The 16,769-nt window shown below is 64.7% G+C and carries 17 protein-coding genes and 1 pseudogene; 13 read left to right on the top strand and 5 right to left on the bottom strand.

Going from position 1 to position 16,769, the window contains the following annotated elements:
• Window positions 1–108 precede the first annotated feature (108 nt).
• Window positions 109–1,224 (top strand): ABC transporter permease, encoded by a 1,116-nt coding sequence (locus ABD687_RS14800; RefSeq protein WP_310290058.1) that lies wholly within the window; start codon window positions 109–111, stop codon window positions 1,222–1,224.
• 71 nt (window positions 1,225–1,295) lie between these two features.
• The gene (locus ABD687_RS14805) at window positions 1,296–2,021 is read left to right on the top strand and encodes an ABC transporter ATP-binding protein (protein WP_264270539.1); all 726 of its coding nucleotides are present in this window, start codon (window positions 1,296–1,298) and stop codon (window positions 2,019–2,021) included.
• A 32-nt stretch (window positions 2,022–2,053) separates the two neighbouring features.
• On the opposite strand, the gene ABD687_RS14810 is transcribed toward ABD687_RS14805, so the two are convergent.
• Window positions 2,054–2,578: a MarR family winged helix-turn-helix transcriptional regulator gene (locus ABD687_RS14810; RefSeq protein WP_264270540.1), complete on the bottom strand. Its 525-nt coding sequence runs from the start codon at window positions 2,576–2,578 to the stop codon at window positions 2,054–2,056.
• Between the two features lie 52 nt (window positions 2,579–2,630).
• Window positions 2,631–4,346, bottom strand: a complete 1,716-nt coding sequence (locus ABD687_RS14815) for an AMP-binding protein (RefSeq protein WP_302263238.1) — start codon at window positions 4,344–4,346, stop codon at window positions 2,631–2,633.
• A gap of 230 nt (window positions 4,347–4,576) precedes the next feature.
• On the opposite strand from ABD687_RS14815, the gene ABD687_RS14820 reads away from it, so the two are divergent.
• Window positions 4,577–5,719, top strand: a complete 1,143-nt coding sequence (locus ABD687_RS14820) for an acyl-CoA dehydrogenase family protein (protein WP_264270586.1) — start codon at window positions 4,577–4,579, stop codon at window positions 5,717–5,719.
• Here ABD687_RS14820 and ABD687_RS14825 read toward each other — a convergent pair.
• The 3 genes from ABD687_RS14825 to ABD687_RS14835 are packed head-to-tail and all read right to left on the bottom strand — an operon-like array spanning window position 5,706 to window position 7,759.
• A complete protein-coding gene (locus ABD687_RS14825) occupies window positions 5,706–6,404 on the bottom strand; it encodes a peptidyl-tRNA hydrolase (RefSeq protein ID WP_264270542.1) in 699 nt (232 codons plus the stop codon). The two genes, ABD687_RS14820 and ABD687_RS14825, sit on opposite strands and share 14 nt — an antisense overlap.
• Before the next feature lie 30 nt (window positions 6,405–6,434).
• On the bottom strand, window positions 6,435–7,259 hold the full coding sequence (gene nadE, locus ABD687_RS14830; RefSeq protein ID WP_264270543.1) for an ammonia-dependent NAD(+) synthetase: 825 nt from the start codon (window positions 7,257–7,259) through the stop codon (window positions 6,435–6,437).
• Between the two features lie 47 nt (window positions 7,260–7,306).
• The gene (locus ABD687_RS14835) at window positions 7,307–7,759 is read right to left on the bottom strand and encodes a MarR family winged helix-turn-helix transcriptional regulator (RefSeq protein WP_264270544.1); all 453 of its coding nucleotides are present in this window, start codon (window positions 7,757–7,759) and stop codon (window positions 7,307–7,309) included.
• A gap of 152 nt (window positions 7,760–7,911) precedes the next feature.
• Here ABD687_RS14835 and pyrE point away from each other — a divergent pair, with 152 nt between their 5' ends.
• The 10 genes and pseudogenes from pyrE (at window position 7,912) to ABD687_RS14885 (ending at window position 16,762) form a co-directional block, all read left to right on the top strand.
• Window positions 7,912–8,469 carry an orotate phosphoribosyltransferase gene (gene pyrE / locus ABD687_RS14840; RefSeq protein WP_264270545.1) on the top strand — a complete coding sequence of 186 codons (558 nt, stop codon included), beginning with the start codon at window positions 7,912–7,914 and terminating at the stop codon, window positions 8,467–8,469.
• An 11-nt stretch (window positions 8,470–8,480) separates the two neighbouring features.
• Window positions 8,481–9,269 (top strand): hypothetical protein, encoded by a 789-nt coding sequence (locus ABD687_RS14845; protein WP_264270546.1) that lies wholly within the window; start codon window positions 8,481–8,483, stop codon window positions 9,267–9,269.
• A 307-nt stretch (window positions 9,270–9,576) separates the two neighbouring features.
• On the top strand, window positions 9,577–9,879 hold the full coding sequence (locus ABD687_RS14850; protein WP_264270547.1) for an urease subunit gamma: 303 nt from the start codon (window positions 9,577–9,579) through the stop codon (window positions 9,877–9,879).
• Window positions 9,880–9,896: 17 nt separating this feature from the next.
• Window positions 9,897–10,238, top strand: a pseudogene (locus ABD687_RS14855) (urease subunit beta); the annotation flags it as partial.
• A gap of 230 nt (window positions 10,239–10,468) precedes the next feature.
• Complete coding sequence (gene ureC / locus ABD687_RS14860; RefSeq protein WP_264270548.1) at window positions 10,469–12,181, top strand: urease subunit alpha; 1,713 nt, start codon at window positions 10,469–10,471, stop codon at window positions 12,179–12,181.
• A gap of 29 nt (window positions 12,182–12,210) precedes the next feature.
• On the top strand, window positions 12,211–12,684 hold the full coding sequence (gene ureE / locus ABD687_RS14865; RefSeq protein WP_302263236.1) for an urease accessory protein UreE: 474 nt from the start codon (window positions 12,211–12,213) through the stop codon (window positions 12,682–12,684).
• Window positions 12,665–13,366, top strand: coding sequence for an urease accessory protein UreF (locus ABD687_RS14870; protein WP_302263235.1), 702 nt, complete (start codon window positions 12,665–12,667; stop codon window positions 13,364–13,366). Before ureE ends, ABD687_RS14870 begins: the two co-directional genes overlap by 20 nt.
• Window positions 13,367–13,411: 45 nt before the next feature.
• Window positions 13,412–14,026, top strand: a complete 615-nt coding sequence (gene ureG / locus ABD687_RS14875) for an urease accessory protein UreG (protein WP_264270551.1) — start codon at window positions 13,412–13,414, stop codon at window positions 14,024–14,026.
• A gap of 17 nt (window positions 14,027–14,043) precedes the next feature.
• Window positions 14,044–14,928: an urease accessory protein UreD gene (locus tag ABD687_RS14880; protein WP_264270552.1), complete on the top strand. Its 885-nt coding sequence runs from the start codon at window positions 14,044–14,046 to the stop codon at window positions 14,926–14,928.
• Window positions 14,929–15,655: 727 nt separating this feature from the next.
• Complete coding sequence (locus tag ABD687_RS14885) at window positions 15,656–16,762, top strand: ECF transporter S component (protein WP_310290040.1); 1,107 nt, start codon at window positions 15,656–15,658, stop codon at window positions 16,760–16,762.
• Window positions 16,763–16,769: the final 7 nt, after the last annotated feature.

Below are 16,769 nucleotides of genomic sequence, written 5' to 3' on the forward strand. Positions count from 1 at the left end.
TATGGTCGATGTGCAAGGGAGGCTGCAGACGGAGGATGGGAGATAAGAAGGGGGAAATTGCCGGTCGCAAGGCCCCCCGCACCATCCACTGAGAGAGAACCTCCTACCGTGTTTCTTGCAATCCGCGACATCCGCTTCGCCAAGGGCCGCTTCGCCCTCATGGGCTCGGTGGTTGCGCTCATTACCTTGCTGCTGGTCATGCTCTCCGGTCTGACCGCCGGTCTGGGAGACCAGTCAACCTCTGCCCTGAAAAACCTCGGCTCCGGGACCACCCCGGTGGACACCCTTGCCTTTGGCGCCGCCAGCGGCAACGAACCCAAGGCCTCGTTCACCGAAAGCCAGGTCACCGCGGAACAGGTTGACGTCTGGGGCAGCCGCCCGGGTGTTGCATCGGCAGAAGCCATCGGCATCACCCAGACCCGCTTCCAGGGCTCGGCCGCGGGGTCGGAAACCAGCACCGGAACCACCAACGTCGCGGTCTTCGGCATCCCGGAAGGCAGCTCGCTGGCCCCGTTGCCGGTTGCCGAGGGAGAGGTCGTCATCGGCGAATCGGTGGCCGAGGACCTGGCGCTTCAGGCCGGGGACACCGTCTCCATGGCCGGGTTCGACCTGGTCGTCGGCGGGATTGCCGCGGACAACTGGTACTCGCACACCTCTGTCGCCTACACGGACCTCGATTCCTGGGCCGGCCTCGCCCACCTGGGCGACGCCACCCAGGCCGGAACCGTCATCGCCGTCACCAACCGGGACGGGGCAACGGTTGATAGCGAGGCGGCCAACGCCGCCGCAGGCACCGTCAGCACCACCCGCACCGGCTCCTACGCCGCGCTGGGCTCCTACAAGAGCGAAAACGGCTCGCTGCTGATGATGCAGGGCTTCCTCTACGGGATCTCCGCCCTGGTGATCCTGGCCTTCCTCACGGTCTGGACCGTGCAACGCACCCGCGACATTGCCGTGCTCAAGGCCCTGGGCGGCTCCGGTGGGTATGTGCTTCGGGACGCCATCACCCAGGCGAGCATCGTACTGCTGCTCGGTGCCGGGATCGGCGGCGGCATCGGCATCCTCGGCGGCTCCCTCGCCGCCAGCGCCGCGCCCTTCCTGCTCGGCCCCGCCACCACGGTGCTACCCATCCTCGGCGTATTTGTGCTCGGCCTGGCCGGGGCAGCGCTCGCCGTCTCCCGCGTCACCAAGGTCGATCCGCTCATCGCCCTGGGCGGCAACTAGCCCCACAGGCCACGATGACGTCCGCGCGTCTTTCCCAACGTCTGCCCCCACCTTCCCCGCAAAGGATTTGAATGAACACCGCCGCCACCGGCATAACCGCAACCGCCAACATGCCCCTGCAATTGATCGACCTGACCCTGGAATACCCGGACGGGCAGGGCACCGTCAAGGCCCTGGACGCCGTCAACCTCGGCGTCGGTGCCGGCCAGATGCTCTCGCTCATCGGTCCCTCGGGGTCGGGCAAGTCCTCCCTGCTGGCGGCCGCGGCAACATTGATCCGCCCCGCCAGCGGGCTGGTCATCATCGACGGGACAACCGCCAGCGACCTGAACGATGCCCAGATGACCACTTTGCGTCGCGAGAAGGTCGGCATCATCTTCCAGCAGCCCAACCTGTTGGCCTCGCTGACGGCAGTCGAGCAACTCATGATTTCCGACCACTTGCGCGGCAAGCCGCTGAAGCCCGCGAAGGCCCGGGCCCTGGAACTGCTGGAAATCGTTGGTTTGGCCGACAGCGCCAAGAAGCGCCCGCACCAGCTTTCCGGCGGTCAGCGCCAGCGCGTGAACATCGCCCGCGCCCTGATGGGAGAGCCAAAGGTGTTGCTGGTCGACGAGCCCACCGCGGCACTGGACAACACGCGCAGCGAGTCCATTGTGCGGCTGTTGGCCCATGTGACCAAGGAGTTCTCCGTGGCCACCGTGATGGTCACGCACGATACCGAATTCATCTCGCTCACCGATGCCGTCGCCTCAATGCGCGACGGCGTGCTCGGACTCCCGGAATTGGTCGGCGTCTAGACCGCCGAAAACAGGCAGGCCGTTTCCCTCCGCTACTCGGAAGCCGGCTCGTCCCCGGAGAAATCCCCGGCTTCGCGGCGGAACTTGCTGAAGATCCGGATCAGTGTGGAGATGTCGCGGTCCGAAAACCCGGAGTCGGCAAAAACCTGGGAATTAAGCTCGATGGTGGCGGCCGCGGCCAGTTCGCGGCCCTGCCGCGTCAGGGCAATGAGGGTGGTGCGCTTGTCGGTCGGATGCTTGGTGCGAGCCACCAGGCCGGCACTCTCCAGCCGGTCCACGGCGTTGGTCACCGAGGTGGCGTGGACCTGTAACAGGGCGCTTGCCCGATTCATGGCCAGCGAGCCCTCACGGGCAAAGCTGAGTAAAGCGAGCATCTCATAGCGGGCGAAGGTGAGGCCGAATGGCTTGAGGACCGTTTCCGCGCGTTGCAACAGGATCTGTTGCGTCCTCATCAGGGCCGTGATCGCAGCCATGGGCTCGGCAACGTCCTCCCACCCCCGGCGTTCCCAATTGCGTTGCGCTTCCAGGATCGGGTCGCGCGATAGTGGCTGGCTCAATGTTCCCTCCGGATAGAATTCGTGCCCCAGCTTATCCAAGCCTCTCCGTGCATCAGGATTTCAGGGACGGGAAATCGTCGTCACGGTACTCGATGCCCTGGGGCTGGAGCCCAGGGGCCGCGTCGTGGCGTGCCGCTTCGTTGTTCCGCAGTTCCACGCGCCGGATCTTCCCGGAAATGGTCTTGGGAAGCTCGGCAAATTCGAGTCGACGGATACGTTTGAAGGGAGCCAGATGTTCCCGGCAGTAGCCCAGGATGCTTTCGGCCAACTCCGCCGAAGGCTCATGGCCCGCGGCGGTGACCACGAAGGCCTTGGGGACCGAGAGCCTGAGCGCATCGGGGGAGGGCACGACGGCGGCCTCGGCGACGGCGGGATGCTGGATCAGCACCGACTCCAGCTCGAAGGGACTGAGCTTGTAGTCGCTGGACTTGAACACGTCATCGCCGCGGCCCACGTAGGTGATGACCCCCTGCTCGTCCATCTCGGCCATGTCTCCGGTGTGGTAGACGCCGTCACGGAAGGCATCCGCGGTCTTCTCCCCGTCCCCGTAGTACGACTTCATCAGCCCCAGCGGGCGTGGATCCAGCCGCAGGCAGATTTCCCCCTCGCGCCCCTCCGCTCCGGTGGCTGGGTCGATGAGGACCACGTCGTAGCCGGGCATGGGCCTGCCCATGGCACCGATCTTGATGGGCATCCCCGGCGGATTGGCGATCTGCACGGTGGTTTCGGTCTGTCCGAAGCCGTCGCGAATCGTTTGCCCCCAGGCGCGGCTGACCTGGTCGATGACCTCCGAGTTCAGCGGCTCGCCGGCAGACACCAGCTTGGCCGGAGGGTTCTTCAGTGCCGTCAGGTCGGCCTGGATCAGCAGGCGCCACACGGTGGGCGGGGCGCAGAAGCTGGTGACGGATTCGGCATCCATCTGGGCCATGAGCGCCTTGGCGTCGAAGCGTTCGTAGTTGTAGAGGAAGACGGTTGCCTCGGCAATCCAGGGGGTGAAGAAGTTGCTCCACGCGTGCTTGGCCCAACCCGGGGATGCAACATTCAGGTGTACGTCACCGGGCTCCAGACCGATCCAAAACATCGTGCTCAGGTGCCCGGCCGGGTACGAGGTATGGGTGTGTTCCACCAGCTTGGCCTTGGAAGTGGTGCCGGAGGTGAAATACAGCAGCAGGGTTTCATCGGCCTTGGTTGCCACCTCGGGCACGAATTCGGTGGGATGCCCGGTGCTCTCGGTGTAGTCCACCGCGCCCACCGGTGCGTCGCCGTCCACGTGGATCACCGTGTAGTCGCCGGCGACCCGGCAGAACTTTTCGGTGTCGCCGTGCCCGGCCAGCGCCCAGCGCGCACCGCCCCGCTCAACCCGGTCCTGCAGGTCGACGTGGTTCATCTGCGTGGTGGTGGGGATCATGACCATGCCCAGCTTGATGCCGGCCAGCATGATCTCCCAGAGTTCCACGCGGTTGCCAAGCATGACGATCATCTTTTCGCCGCGCTTCATGCCGATCGAGCGCATCCAATTGGCGACCTGTCCGGAGCGGGCAGATAGTTCGGCCCAGGTGCGGCGCGTGGACGTTCCGTCCTTTTCGACGATGACCAGTGCATTGGTGTCGGCGCGCAGTGGATCCTTGGCAACCTGGTCGAACCAGTCGAGGCCGAAATTGAACTCCGTGAACTCGGGCCAGCGAAATTCCTTGCGGGCGCCGTCGTAATCGGTCCGCAGTTCCAGGAGTCGGTCGCGTGCTGCACGGAATTCTTCGGTAACTGTCATTGCCGTCCTTTCGCCCGGACACCCAATTAGTAGGAAGCCCTAGTGATTTGAGTCACTGGCAAATATACTTGGATATCCAAGGGTTTGGAAGAGCTCGCAAACATCGAGCCAAACATTTCACCGGACAAGGAGTTACCCCTCTCATGCCATTGAGTGAGAACCAGGCAACAATCGCCGTTGCCGACACCGAACGAAGCTTCACTTCACTCCCGTTTCCGGACGTGGACCTCATGCACATCTGGCAGCTGCTGGAGCCGTCCGAACGTCGACGCTTGCGGGATATCCGCACTTTCCTGCAGGACCGGGTGCGCCCGGAATCCCTCGAGTACTGGAACCGCGAGGAGTTTCCGCACCACCTCCTGCCCGAGATGGCAGCCCACGGCCTCGGAGGAATCCAGCTGGATGGCAGCAGCGAATTGTTCAAGGGCCTGGTCTATGTCGAGGCGGCACGCGCCGATGTCTCACTCTCGGCCCTCGTTGGCATCCACAACGAACTTATCGTCGGCATGATCCGGGAACTCGGATCGGCGGAACAGCAAAAGAAGTGGCTGCCTGGACTATCCCAATTCACTGCACTGGGTGCCTTTGCCCTGACCGAGCCCGAGCATGGCTCCGACATCGCCGGAGGGCTCGCCACCACGGCGACTCGCGACGGGAATGAATGGGTCATCAACGGGGCCAAGCGCTGGATCGGCGCGGCCACGATGGCCGACTTTTCCCTGGTTTGGGCACGCGACACCGAAGACAATACGGTCAAGGCCTTCATCGTCGAGTCCGATTGTCCGGGCTTCAGCGCCACCAAGATCTCCAACAAGGTCGGTTTGCGCATCATGCAAAACGCGGACATCCGTTTGGACGCTGTACGTGTTCCGGAAACCAACAGGCTGCCCGGGGCCAAGAACTTCGCGGCGGCCAACGAACTGCTCAAGCACTCCCGTGCCTGGGTGGGATGGCAGGCGGCGGGCGTCCAACTGGGGATCTTCGACATCGCCAGGGACTACGCCTTGGCACGCACGCAATTCGGTGCGCCCATCGCAGGCTTCCAGTTGGTGCAGTTGCCGCTGGCCGAGATTCTGGGCAACGCCATGGCAAGCCTCTCACTCATGTCGGACGTGGCCAGGATCCAGGGGACCGGGGATCTCGAAATGGTCCAGGCCGCCATGGCCAAGGCGACCACCACCCGCCTGGCACGCGAGTCCGCGGCCAAGGGACGTGCCCTTTTGGGAGGCAACGGCGTCACCAGCGACTACGAGATGGCCAAGCTATTTGGGGACGTTGAAATCCTCTACACGTATGAAGGCACCTACGAAATAAACTCATTGATCGTCGGCCGGGCCGTCACCGGCGTCTCGGCGTTTGTCAGCCGACACTGACGAATGCGGTCGCGGAACCGGGGGTGATTTCGGTGCGCCCGGCATCGTGGATCACCGGGCCGTGGGCAGTGCGGGCGTTCTTCCTGAACGCCCTGGAGTCAAGGCGTTCGATGGAAAGCGGGCAGCCGGCCGCACGCCAGGCATCGAGCTCCTCGGGCTTTCCCTCCAGTACCCAGGCGAACAACGCGTGCGCTGCCTGCGCGGCGGCCTTCCCGGTGCTCATTCCCAATGAATCGTTCAACCCAATGCGAACCGTCGTCGGGACCATGGGCGCGCCCGGAGGCAAGGTGGTTCCCGAGACCTGCAGTTTGGCCAGGCGCTTGGGCAGGGAGTCGGCCTGCATCGGGGCAAAACCCATGGCCCGTGCGGACCCAATCTGCGCGAGCGCGTGGGCGGGGAATTCCTCGGCGACCTTGGCGAACATCTTGGCATCCGCCCGGCGGACGCTCTTGGCAAACGCTCCCTGCGCCCATGGCCGCCAATACGGGTGGCGCGGATCTGCCAGCAAGGCGCTGACCGAGGCCAGCGCCGCGACGGCGATGCCCTCGTCCTCGGGGCAGGGTTCCTCGCGATCCACCAGCAAGATGATGGGCTGCACCAGCTCGCCGGTCGGTTCAGGGAATTCCTCGACCGGACTCTCTGGTGCGTCGGGACGTGGGGATGGTTCGTTCAGGCTGCTTTCCACGGGTTCCAGCCTATGCGGTAGTGGAACCGATCAGGACTTCCACCACGTGTCGGAGATCGTGACGGGAGTGGTGCGCTTGTGCCGTGTCCGCAGGAACTTGCCCTCGATCAGGGTTGCGGCGGCCTCCGGGATCTCCCGTCCCTCCAAGTAGTCATCGATGTTCTCGTAGGTGATGCCCAGCTCATCCTCGTCGGTGCGTAGAGGCTGGCCGTCGAGCAGATCGGCCGTGGGGACCTTTTCCCATAATTGCCTCGGGGAGTCCAGATGCCGCAGCAGCTCGCGGTTCTGGCGCTTGTTCAGACCGAAGAGCGGAAGGAGGTCGGCCCCGCCGTCTCCGAACTTGGTGAAGAATCCGGTGACCGATTCGGCGCCGTGATCGGTGCCCAGGACCAAAAGGTTTTCCTCGCCGGCCAAGGTGTACTGGGCGATCATGCGCATGCGCGCCTTGATGTTGCCCTTGTTGAAATCCGAGACCGGTGTGCCCACGGCCTTGTGGAAGGCGGCTTCGAGTCCGTCGACACCCGCCTTGACGTTGAAGGTCCGTTCCACGTCTGCGGCCACGAACTCCATGGCGGCCTGCGCGTCGTCCTCGTCGAGCTGGGTTCCGTAGGGAAGTCGAACGGCGACGAACTTGGCGTCGGTTCCTGCAGCCCGGAGCTCCTCCGCGGCGAGTTGTGCCAAGCGCCCGGCCAGGGTGGAGTCCAGGCCGCCAGAGATGCCAAGCACAAACCCGCTGGTGTGCGTGGCGGTGAGGTATTCCTTGAGGAAATCAATGCGGGCACGGACCTCCGCGGCGGGGTCGATCCGGGGCTTGACACCCATTTCCTTGATGATGGCAGCCTGTAGTTCGCGCATGTCCCTAGCCTAACCTGTCAAGGGAACCCAACCATGGCGGATTCGTCCTACGCGTCCGCGGGAGGCCGGTTGGGATCCCATCCAAGGTTGGTGGCCATTTTCTGCAGGGATGAGACCGTGGTGGAATACTCCTCCGGCGTGATTCCGGCGCTTGATTCCTCGCGCATCGCATCGACGATCTCTGTGAGACGGTTCAGGGACACCGACCCCTGCTCGGTGAGTGCAAAGGTGTGCCCTTCCTCGGCAACCCAACCCGATTCAACGAGCTCGGCCAGATGCTCGGATGGGCTGGTGGGTTCGTCTTCGATCTGGACGTCCCCGAAGAACGGGGCAAGGGCTGCAGTCAGCTCGCCTCCGGTGGCGGGTCCGCGCGTCAGGACATTGAGCAATTGCCATTGCCGGCGGGTGACGCCGTGCTCTTCGAGGGAGTTGGCGAACTGCTCGGAGATGAGCGAGTCAACCAATTTAAGCCAGTAACCCAAAGGGCGAGAATCGGTCATGACCCCACCCTAACCCGGGGACCACCTGCCTGTCTGTAGCCGGGTTGGCCACGCAGCGAGTGAGGGAAGGCAGTGCGGGCGATGCCGGCTTCTCAATGACACACACTCGCTGCGATCACAGGTATGCCGTCGACCAAACTAGAATTGAACTCATGACCAACACTGCCGCGCGCACCCGCCTGCTCGAACTCATCAAGGAACTCGCCGTGGTCCACGGCAAGGTCATCCTTTCCTCCGGCAAGGAGGCCGACTACTACATCGATCTACGCCGCATCACCCTGCACCACGAGGCGGCCCCGCTGGTGGGCTCCGTCATGCTGGAAATGCTCGACGAGGCAGGCATCGAGTTCACCAATGCCGGCGGCCTGACCATGGGTGCGGACCCGGTGGGCACCGCGCTCATGCACGCCGCCGGACACGCCGGACGCTCCATCGACGCGTTCGTGGTCCGCAAGGCCCAGAAGTCCTACGGCATGGGCCGACAGGTCGAGGGCCCCTCGGTCGAGGGACGCAACGTCGTGGTCCTCGAGGACACCTCCACCACCGGCGGTTCCGCACTGACCGCCGTCGAGGGCGTTCGCAAGGCAGGCGGCAACGTCGTGGCGGTGGCAGTGATCGTTGACCGCGACACCGGATCCAAGGAACGCATCGAGGCCGAGGCGGGTGTGCCCTACCTCTATGCCTTCGGCAAGGACGAGCTGGGCCTCTAAGCCCGCCACTTGTGACTTCCGCTGACGCGCCAGTCCTGCGTGCAGTGCGCCGCGGAGACCCCGGGGCAGTCCTGGCACTTATCGAGTCCGACCGCCCCGGGGTGCTCGCGGCCAAGCGTCCCGTCGCGGCGCTGTACCGCTTGATGATGAGCGCCCCGGGGTTGGCCACCTCGCCCGAGGGGCACTGGACCGGTGAACTGGGCAAGCACGTCGACGCGGTGGTGTGTGCCCATGCAGCATGCATCGGCCCCATGCGGGCAGCCGACCTGGTCGCTATCCCGCGGAAAGTACTCAAGAACGCCTACCCAAGGATCTTTCCGGAAGAATTGCCCGCGATCCTCGAAAGGCTGGGAGAGAACTACCAGCGCGCTCCCAAGAACTGGGACAAGATCAGTCCCTACGGGGTGATGTTTGATTGGGTCGTTTGCGGGCTCGCCCCCGCTCCCACCGGTGACGGCACGGTGAACCACCTGCTCTTTACCCTTCGCTGGAGCAAGCCGCGCGAACGCGCGGCGCTGTTTGCGGCAGCTCCGGCCTTGGCCGCGATTACCTTGCCGAGGCTTTTCGACGCCGAAGTCAGGCCCTCCCTGGGCGCCGCCGCGCTGGACTGGCAGCTGGATCCGGCCAGCGAGGACCGTATCGATCGACAGATTTTGGGCCTGCTCCGGACCGGAACGTGGGATTCGGAACAGGTACACGATGGGATTGACCGCTTCCGGACGCGCCACACCAGTGCCTTCCAATTGCGCTGGGCTGACGGACTGGAACGATTACTGGCCGCAGAACGGGCTGAGCCCTGAGGCAAGTGTTTATTGCGGGCCCGGAGATGGAGGTTTTGCTTGCCTCGGGCAGGGTTCGGCGCAACCTGCTTCCCGGACGCGAATCGCTACATCTACGTTAGACCGAATGCGGGCTGGTCAACTTACGGTTTACGCTCGCGAAACCGGGGGTGGAACGCCATGCTGCCGCGCTACCACAAGTCGTAGATAGGTGTCGGTTTTCTTCTGCTATTCTTGCCCTATCCACGGACCTCCCGGCGCATCTGCCCGCCGGTTGAAGATAACGGGTGGCGCATTTTATTACCGCTGTTGAGAACTGGAGCCCTAGATGCATTTGACCCCGCGTGAGCACGAAAAACTCATGGTGGTTGTTGCCGCCGACCTGGCGCGCAGACGCCAATCCCGCGGACTGCTGCTCAACCATCCCGAATCCGTGGCCATCCTGACCTATGAACTGATTGAAGGCGCCCGGGACGGGCGCACGGTGGCGGATTTGATGAGCTACGGAACTACCATCCTGACCCGGGAGCAGGTCATGGAGGGGGTCGCCGACATGATTTCGGACGTGCAGGTCGAGGCGACCTTCCCCGACGGCACCAAGCTCGTCACCGTCCACAACCCGATTCGCTAGGCAAGGGAGAGAAGAACATGAAACCGGGAGAATACATCCTGCGTGACGAACCCGTGCTCTGCAATTCGGAGCTCGAAACCCGAATCCTGAACCTGGTGAACCACGGCGACCGTCCCATCCAGGTCGGATCGCACTACCACTTTGCCGAGGTCAACCCGCAGCTGGACCTGGACCGGGTGGCCGCCCGCGGCTTCCGTCTGGACATCCCCGCCGGCACCGCCGTCCGCTTCGAACCCGGCGATGCACGCACCGTGCACTTGGTCGAATTCGCCGGGCGCCGGCACGTCTATGGGTTCCAGGACCGCGTGAACGGCCCGGTCGGCGAGACCATCCCGGCCGTGGAGACCGAGGCCATCGGCGGCTCCGCCGGCATCAACCCGGTCACCGAAGCGGAATTGGTCGCCGACTACGACATCGATCTGCCCAACCTGGGCGGGGAATCGGTGGGCTTCCACACCGACTTCGGCGTGGACCCCGTGGACGAATCGCTTCCGCCGCACCCCGAAGAGGTTCGGCGCGCCACCGAGGAAAGCGAAAAGGCCGAGGCCGATGCGGCCTCGAAGGATCAGACCCCGGAGGAGGACCAAGCATGAGCTTTGAAATGAGCCGCAAGCACTATGCGGAGATGTACGGACCCACCACCGGCGACGCCATTCGCCTGGCCGACACCGAGCTGCTGGCCGAGATCGAGCACGACTACACCAACTATGGCGACGAAGTCGTCTTCGGCGGCGGCAAGGTCATCCGCGACGGCATGGGCCAAAACGGCCAGATGACCCGCGATCAGGACATCCCGGACACCGTCATCACCAACGTGGTGGTGCTGGACTACACCGGGATCTACAAGGCCGACGTCGCCTTGCGCGACGGCCACATCTTCAAGATCGGCAAGGCCGGCAACCCCGACATCACCAACGGGGTGAACATCACCATCGGCGCGGCCACCGACATCATTGCGGGCGAGCACAAGATCTTGACCGCCGGCGCCATCGACACCCACATCCACTTTGTGAGCCCCGACCAGGTTCCGGTGGCCCTGGCCTCGGGGGTCACCACCATGATCGGCGGCGGCGCCGGGCCTTCCGATGCCTCGAAGGCAACGACAGTGACCCCGGGCCCCTGGCACCTCTCCCGGATGCTGCAGGCTGTTGAAAACCTGCCCATGAACATCGGATTCCTGGGCAAGGGTCACGCCAGCGCCAGAGGCCCGCTGGCCGAACAGATCCGCGCCGGCGCCATCGGCCTGAAAATCCACGAGGACTGGGGAGCAACCCACTCCTCGATCGACAACTCGCTGAAGATCGCCGACGAATTCGACGTGCAGATCGCCATCCACGCCGACACGCTGAACGAGTGCGGCTTCGTGGAGGACACCATCGCGGCCATCGACGGGCGGGTCATCCACACCTTCCACACCGAGGGTGCCGGTGGCGGCCACGCACCGGACATCATCCGCATGGCGGGGCTGCCCAACGTGCTGCCGGCTTCCACCAACCCCACTTTGCCGTACACCAACAACACCGTGGACGAGCACCTTGACATGCTCATGGTGGCACACCACCTCAACGCCGACATCCCGGAGGACGTAGCGTTCGCCGACTCGCGCATCCGCGCCGAGACCATTGCGGCCGAGGACGTGCTGCACGACATGGGCGTGTTCTCCATGACCTCCTCCGACTCCCAGGCCATGGGACGCGTCGGGGAGACGGTGCTGCGCACCTGGCAGGTCGCCGACGCCATGAAGCGCCAGCGCGGCAAGCTGGAGGGCGACCCCGAGGTGGGAGACAACTTCCGGCTCAAGCGCTACATCTCGAAGTACACCATCAACCCGGCCATCGCCCACGGCATCGCCGATTCCATCGGCAGCATCGAGGAAGGCAAGTTCGCCGACCTGGTGCTCTGGGATCCCGCGTTCTTCGGGGTGAAGCCGGACATGGTCATCAAGGGCGGGCTGATCGTCCAGTCGCTCATGGGGGACTCCAACGGATCGATCCCCACCCCGCAGCCGCGCACGCTGCGCGCCAACTTCGGCGCGCTGGGCACCGCGGTGCACCACTCCTCGATCACCTTCCTGTCCCAGGCGGCCATCGAGGAGGGCGTGCCCGAGCGCCTGCGGCTGCGCAAGGTCATCCGGCCGGTTTCAGGCATCCGGACGCTGACCAAGTCCGACCTGAAGTTCAACGGGGAAACCCCTGACATCCAAGTCGACCCGCAGACCTACCAGGTCACCGTGGACGGGGTGCTGGCCACCTGCGAGCCCTCCAGCGTGCTGCCCATGGCCCAGCGCTACTTCCTCTTCTAAGCCGACGTCGAGCATTTCAAAGGAGTTCCATGATCATCGAGCAGCTTTCGGGCAACAAACGCGATGTCCCCGAGGCCGAGCTGGCAAAGCTGCACGAGGAAAAAGTCGTGCTGCCCTCCGCAGCCCTGGTCAAGCGCATCCAGCGCGTCACCACCGACCACGGCCGGGAGCTGGGCATCCGCCTGGCCCCGGGCGCGGACCTTCAGGACGGCGACATCCTGCTGCGCAACGAGAAGGAAATCATCACCGTCTCGGTGCTTCCCACCGACGTGTTGGTCATTGCCCCGGGCAGCGTCTTCGAGATGGGGCAGGTGGCGCACGCCCTGGGCAACCGCCACCTGCAGGCGCAGTTCTTCGACGCCGATTCCGACTATGGCGCGGCGGTGATGGTGGTGCAATACGACCACACCGTCGAGGATTTCCTCAAGCACCACAAGACGCCGTTCCAGCGCCAGGAACGCGTGATGCCGGTGCCGTTCCGCCATGCCGAACACACCCACTAGCCCCGGGCCGGGCCACCTGCTGACGCTGCTGCAGCTGACCGACTCGGCGCTGCCCACCGGCGCCTTCAGCCACTCCCTGGGCCTGGAAAGCTACCTGGACGCCCGGACCGTGCACGATGAGGCCAGCTTCACGCTGTGGCTCGAGAAGTTCATCGCACAGTCCCTGGCCTACACCGACGGGCTGGCGGTGCGCTTGGCCCACGAGGCTGCCGGGGGAGAGGAGCTGGCGCGGATTGATGCGCTGGTCCATGCCTCGGCCGTGCCGCGGCAGATCCGCGAGGCAGGGGTGAAGATGGGCGCGCGCATGCTGCACGTGGCCACCAGCGTCTTCCCCACCAAGGAGCTCGAGGACTACCGGGAGCAGGTGGCCTCCGGCACCTGTTTCGGGCACCCGGGCATCGCCTTTGCCCTGGGCGCGCGCGGCGCCGGCGCCCCGTGCGCCGACACCGTTGCGGCTTACCTGTTCTCCACCGTGACCTCGCTGACGCAGAACGCGATCCGCGGGATCCCCATTGGGCAGAACGCCGGGCAGCGGGTGCTGCGTGCCATGCACGCCCCGGTGTTGGCGGCCGTGGAGAAGATCTTCGCCCTGGACCTCCAGGACCTGGGAGCGGCTGCCCCTGGCCTGGAAATTGCGCAGATGCGCCACGAACACCTGCGCGCCCGCATGTTCATGTCCTGACCGGCAGTGACATGCGGCGCGAGAAACCTACGACAGAAGGAGTGCATGATGGAACCGATTTGCATTGGCATCGGCGGACCCGTGGGAGCGGGCAAGACCCAGCTGATCGAGCGGATCACCCGCAGGCTGAACGACGAGGTGTCGATGGCCGCGATCACCAACGACATCTACACCATCGAGGACGCCAAGATCCTGGCGGCCAACGGCGTGCTGCCGCTGGATAGGATCGTCGGCATCGAGACCGGCGGCTGCCCGCACACCGCGATCCGCGAGGACACCTCGATGAACTCCGCGGCCATCGAGGAACTGAAGGCCAAGCACCCGGACCTGCAGGTCATCTTCGTCGAGTCCGGGGGAGACAACCTCTCCGCGACGTTCTCCCCGGAACTCGTGGACTTCTCCGTCTACATCATTGACGTGGCCCAGGGCGAGAAGATCCCGCGCAAGGCCGGACAGGGCATGATCAAGTCCGATTTGTTCATCATCAACAAGACCGACCTGGCCCCCTACGTGGGCGCCGACCTGTCGGTGATGGAGCGCGACTCCAAGGAATTCCGCGGGGACAAGCCGTTCTGCTTCACCAACCTCAAGACCGACGAGGGACTGGACACCGTCATCGACTGGCTCAAGCACGAGGTGCTGATGCTGGACCTGGGCTAGGGAGGATGGCACCGAGAATGCCCGAGCAGCCAGCCATCAAGGAGCTGGGGCCCTCGCCCTTCGCGGGAACCAAGCTCGTGGGCGAGCTGCGCCTGCAGGTGGGGAACCGCGCCGGAAAGGCGATCGCCACCCGGCAGTACCACCAGGGCGCCCTGCGGATCCTGCGGCCGCACTACCTTGATGACACGGCACAGGTCTGCTACACCATCGTGAACCCCGGCGGCGGCTACCTCGGCGGGGACAACTACGGCATCGAGGTCTCTGTGGACGAAGGCGCCTCGCTGCTGCTGACCACCCAGTCGGCCACCAAGGTGTACAAGACCCCCGGCACCTTTGCCCGCCAGGACCTGGTGGTGCGCCTGGACGCCGGGGCGGTGCTCGAATACGTGCCCGACCAGCTCATCGCCTACCGCGGGGCCGACTACCGGCAGTTCACCACGGTGGACATGCACCGGGATTCCAGCCTGCTCTTCTGCGAGGTGCTCACCCCGGGGTGGAGCCCGGACGGGAAACTCTTCCGCTACGACGAGGTGCGCCTGCGCACCGAGGTCTGCGTGGACGGCCGCCTGGCGGTGCTGGACAACCTGCTGGTGCGCCCCGGGGCGGACTCGCTGGATTCACTGCTCTTCCTGCAGGACTACACGCACGTGGGAATGCTGCTGGCCATCGATGCGAACATCGGTTCCGGAGACGTCGAGCGCATCCGCGACCTGGCCTACCGAACCGGGAAGGCGCAGCGCACCGAGGTGCATCTGGGGATCAGCAAGGTGCCGGGCCCGGGCGTCGCCGTGCGTGCCCTGTCGAACTCCACCGAGGCCATCACTGCGGTCCTGATGTCCGTGGTCGACGAGCTGCGCCACCACCTGAGGGGCCAAAAGCCGCTGAACCTGCGCAAGTACTAGGGGCGTGCCCCACCTGTGCGTTTGCGGTGCAGGCAACCCGCGTCCTGCGTGGCGGTATGCGCCCAGGTATCCCAACCCGTCCCGGAGGCCGCCCACCTGTCGAAAATCGTCATCTCTGTGCTCGGCACGCCCCCAAGTTTGGTCGTGCCGAGTACGGAGGTAACGGTCACGGGACCGTCTTAGGTCTGAACCCGAGCCGCTTCAAAGCGGTCAGTGGCCACACGTTCCCCGTCATCGAAGACTGCCGTGGATATCGGCACCCGGACGTTGGTGCTCGATCGCCAGAACGGCAAATTCCACGTGGGGAATATATCGAAAAGTGGAATATTCGAGGATGCTCCCCGGCTGCCGTTGGCCAGGGCCAGCCACCCCGCAAGATCCGCGACAACAAGCATGATCGCCCCTCCGTGGTGCACTGCGTGATTTGCTTCCTTGGTGGCGCCGATCCCCCCTGCTGCCCCCAAGGCTGCAACGGGAAGTCCAACGAGCCGGATGCACGGCTTCGGGCCGCAGGGCGGGCGGCACCTGTGCCCGGGTGCCCCCATCAAGTACCAAACTAGCTGACGCGACAAGTGGAAAAGCGCGGCCAGCGAGTTCTCGAACAACCCCGAACAAAGCCGGATATTCCGAACGGGACGTAACGGCTTTCCGGCTGGGGTCGCCGGGTGCCTAAGATTCAGGTGGGGCCATGTGCGGCATGCACGCGGCGGTAGCTAAAGAGGACTGAATGATTGACGAACCCCCTGCAGCGGAGCGCCCGGCGAGCTCATACGATGAAATCGCCCATGACTTGCAGGTATTGCGTTTCGCCGCCGGTGATATTTCCTATGCCGAGATAGTCCGCCGGATTGCGGCCCACAGGGAGCTCGGCGGCGTGGATGCCGGCAACGCCCGTCCCGCCCGCACCACGGTCTACGACGCATTCCGGACCGGGCGAACGCGAGTCAACCCCCAGCTCGTCGGTGAAATTGCGCGCGTCCTGGGGGCGTCCGAAGCCGAGGTCGCCCAGTGGGAACACCGTTGCCTTCATGCCAGGCGCAACCCGCGGGAAGTTCCCGCCGCGATGCCGGACGCCGAAGCGGAACCAGCAACTCCGCAGTCGGCCGTGGCTGAGGCGGCGGTTCCGGCGCGACGTCGGAAACTCATGCTTCTTCTGGCATGTGTTTGCTTGAACGTCCTGGGATTCACGCTGGTGGCCTGGTTGGGGTTGCCGCTCTATTTCGACATGGTGGGCACGGCCATCGTCGCCATTGTGCTTGGCCCCTGGGCAGGCGTGGCCGTGGGGCTGACCACCAACGCGATTGGCTTGGCCATCACCGACTCTTCGTCGATTGCCTTCGCGCTGGTCAACATTGCCGGCGCCTTGGTGTGGGGATACGGTGCGCGGCGCCTTCGACTGTGCCAAACCTTCCCCAGGTACGTGTTGCTCAATGTCCTCGTTGCCCTCAGCTGTTCGCTGGTCGCATCCGCCTTGCTGGTCCTGCTGTTCAACGGCGGAACCGGCCACGCATCGGAGTCGACAACCCGGAATCTCGCGGCGATGGGCAATTCCTTGTACCTTGCCGTCTTGGGGTCGAACCTGGTTCATTCCCTGGCCGACAAATTGTTGACTGGTTTTGTCGTTCTTGGTGCTTTGGGCGCCGTTCGGCGATGGATCGAGGTTCCGTTCTACGAGGCGTTGAGCACGGACGTGAAGCTCCTTCTGAAGGCGGTTGGCGACCCCGCCCGGAACGCCGGGCCCGGCTCCCGGCGTTGGCAGGCTCCCTTGCCGGTGCGGATGGCTGGTCCCGATCCCGGGAGGAACGAGTCGGAATCGACCGCCGACAGGCCCTGAGCCTCGT

This window comes from Paeniglutamicibacter sulfureus (assembly GCF_039535115.1).
Lineage (GTDB): Bacteria > Actinomycetota > Actinomycetes > Actinomycetales > Micrococcaceae > Paeniglutamicibacter > Paeniglutamicibacter sulfureus.

Bases quoted from the DNA above. Each gene is read 5' to 3' on its own strand.
- ABD687_RS14805 (WP_264270539.1), top strand. From the start codon at position 1,296: ATGAACACCGCCGCCACCGGCATAACCGCAACCGCCAACATGCCCCTG.
- ABD687_RS14815 (WP_302263238.1), bottom strand. From the start codon at position 4,346: ATGACAGTTACCGAAGAATTCCGTGCAGCACGCGACCGACTCCTGGAA.
- ABD687_RS14820 (WP_264270586.1), top strand. From the start codon at position 4,577: ATGCACATCTGGCAGCTGCTGGAGCCGTCCGAACGTCGACGCTTGCGG.
- nadE (WP_264270543.1), bottom strand. From the start codon at position 7,259: ATGCGCGAACTACAGGCTGCCATCATCAAGGAAATGGGTGTCAAGCCC.
- ABD687_RS14835 (WP_264270544.1), bottom strand. From the start codon at position 7,759: ATGACCGATTCTCGCCCTTTGGGTTACTGGCTTAAATTGGTTGACTCG.
- pyrE (WP_264270545.1), top strand. From the start codon at position 7,912: ATGACCAACACTGCCGCGCGCACCCGCCTGCTCGAACTCATCAAGGAA.
- ABD687_RS14850 (WP_264270547.1), top strand. From the start codon at position 9,577: ATGCATTTGACCCCGCGTGAGCACGAAAAACTCATGGTGGTTGTTGCC.
- ureC (WP_264270548.1), top strand. From the start codon at position 10,469: ATGAGCTTTGAAATGAGCCGCAAGCACTATGCGGAGATGTACGGACCC.
- ureE (WP_302263236.1), top strand. From the start codon at position 12,211: ATGATCATCGAGCAGCTTTCGGGCAACAAACGCGATGTCCCCGAGGCC.
- ABD687_RS14870 (WP_302263235.1), top strand. From the start codon at position 12,665: ATGCCGAACACACCCACTAGCCCCGGGCCGGGCCACCTGCTGACGCTG.
- ureG (WP_264270551.1), top strand. From the start codon at position 13,412: ATGATGGAACCGATTTGCATTGGCATCGGCGGACCCGTGGGAGCGGGC.
- ABD687_RS14880 (WP_264270552.1), top strand. From the start codon at position 14,044: ATGCCCGAGCAGCCAGCCATCAAGGAGCTGGGGCCCTCGCCCTTCGCG.
- ABD687_RS14885 (WP_310290040.1), top strand. From the start codon at position 15,656: ATGATTGACGAACCCCCTGCAGCGGAGCGCCCGGCGAGCTCATACGAT.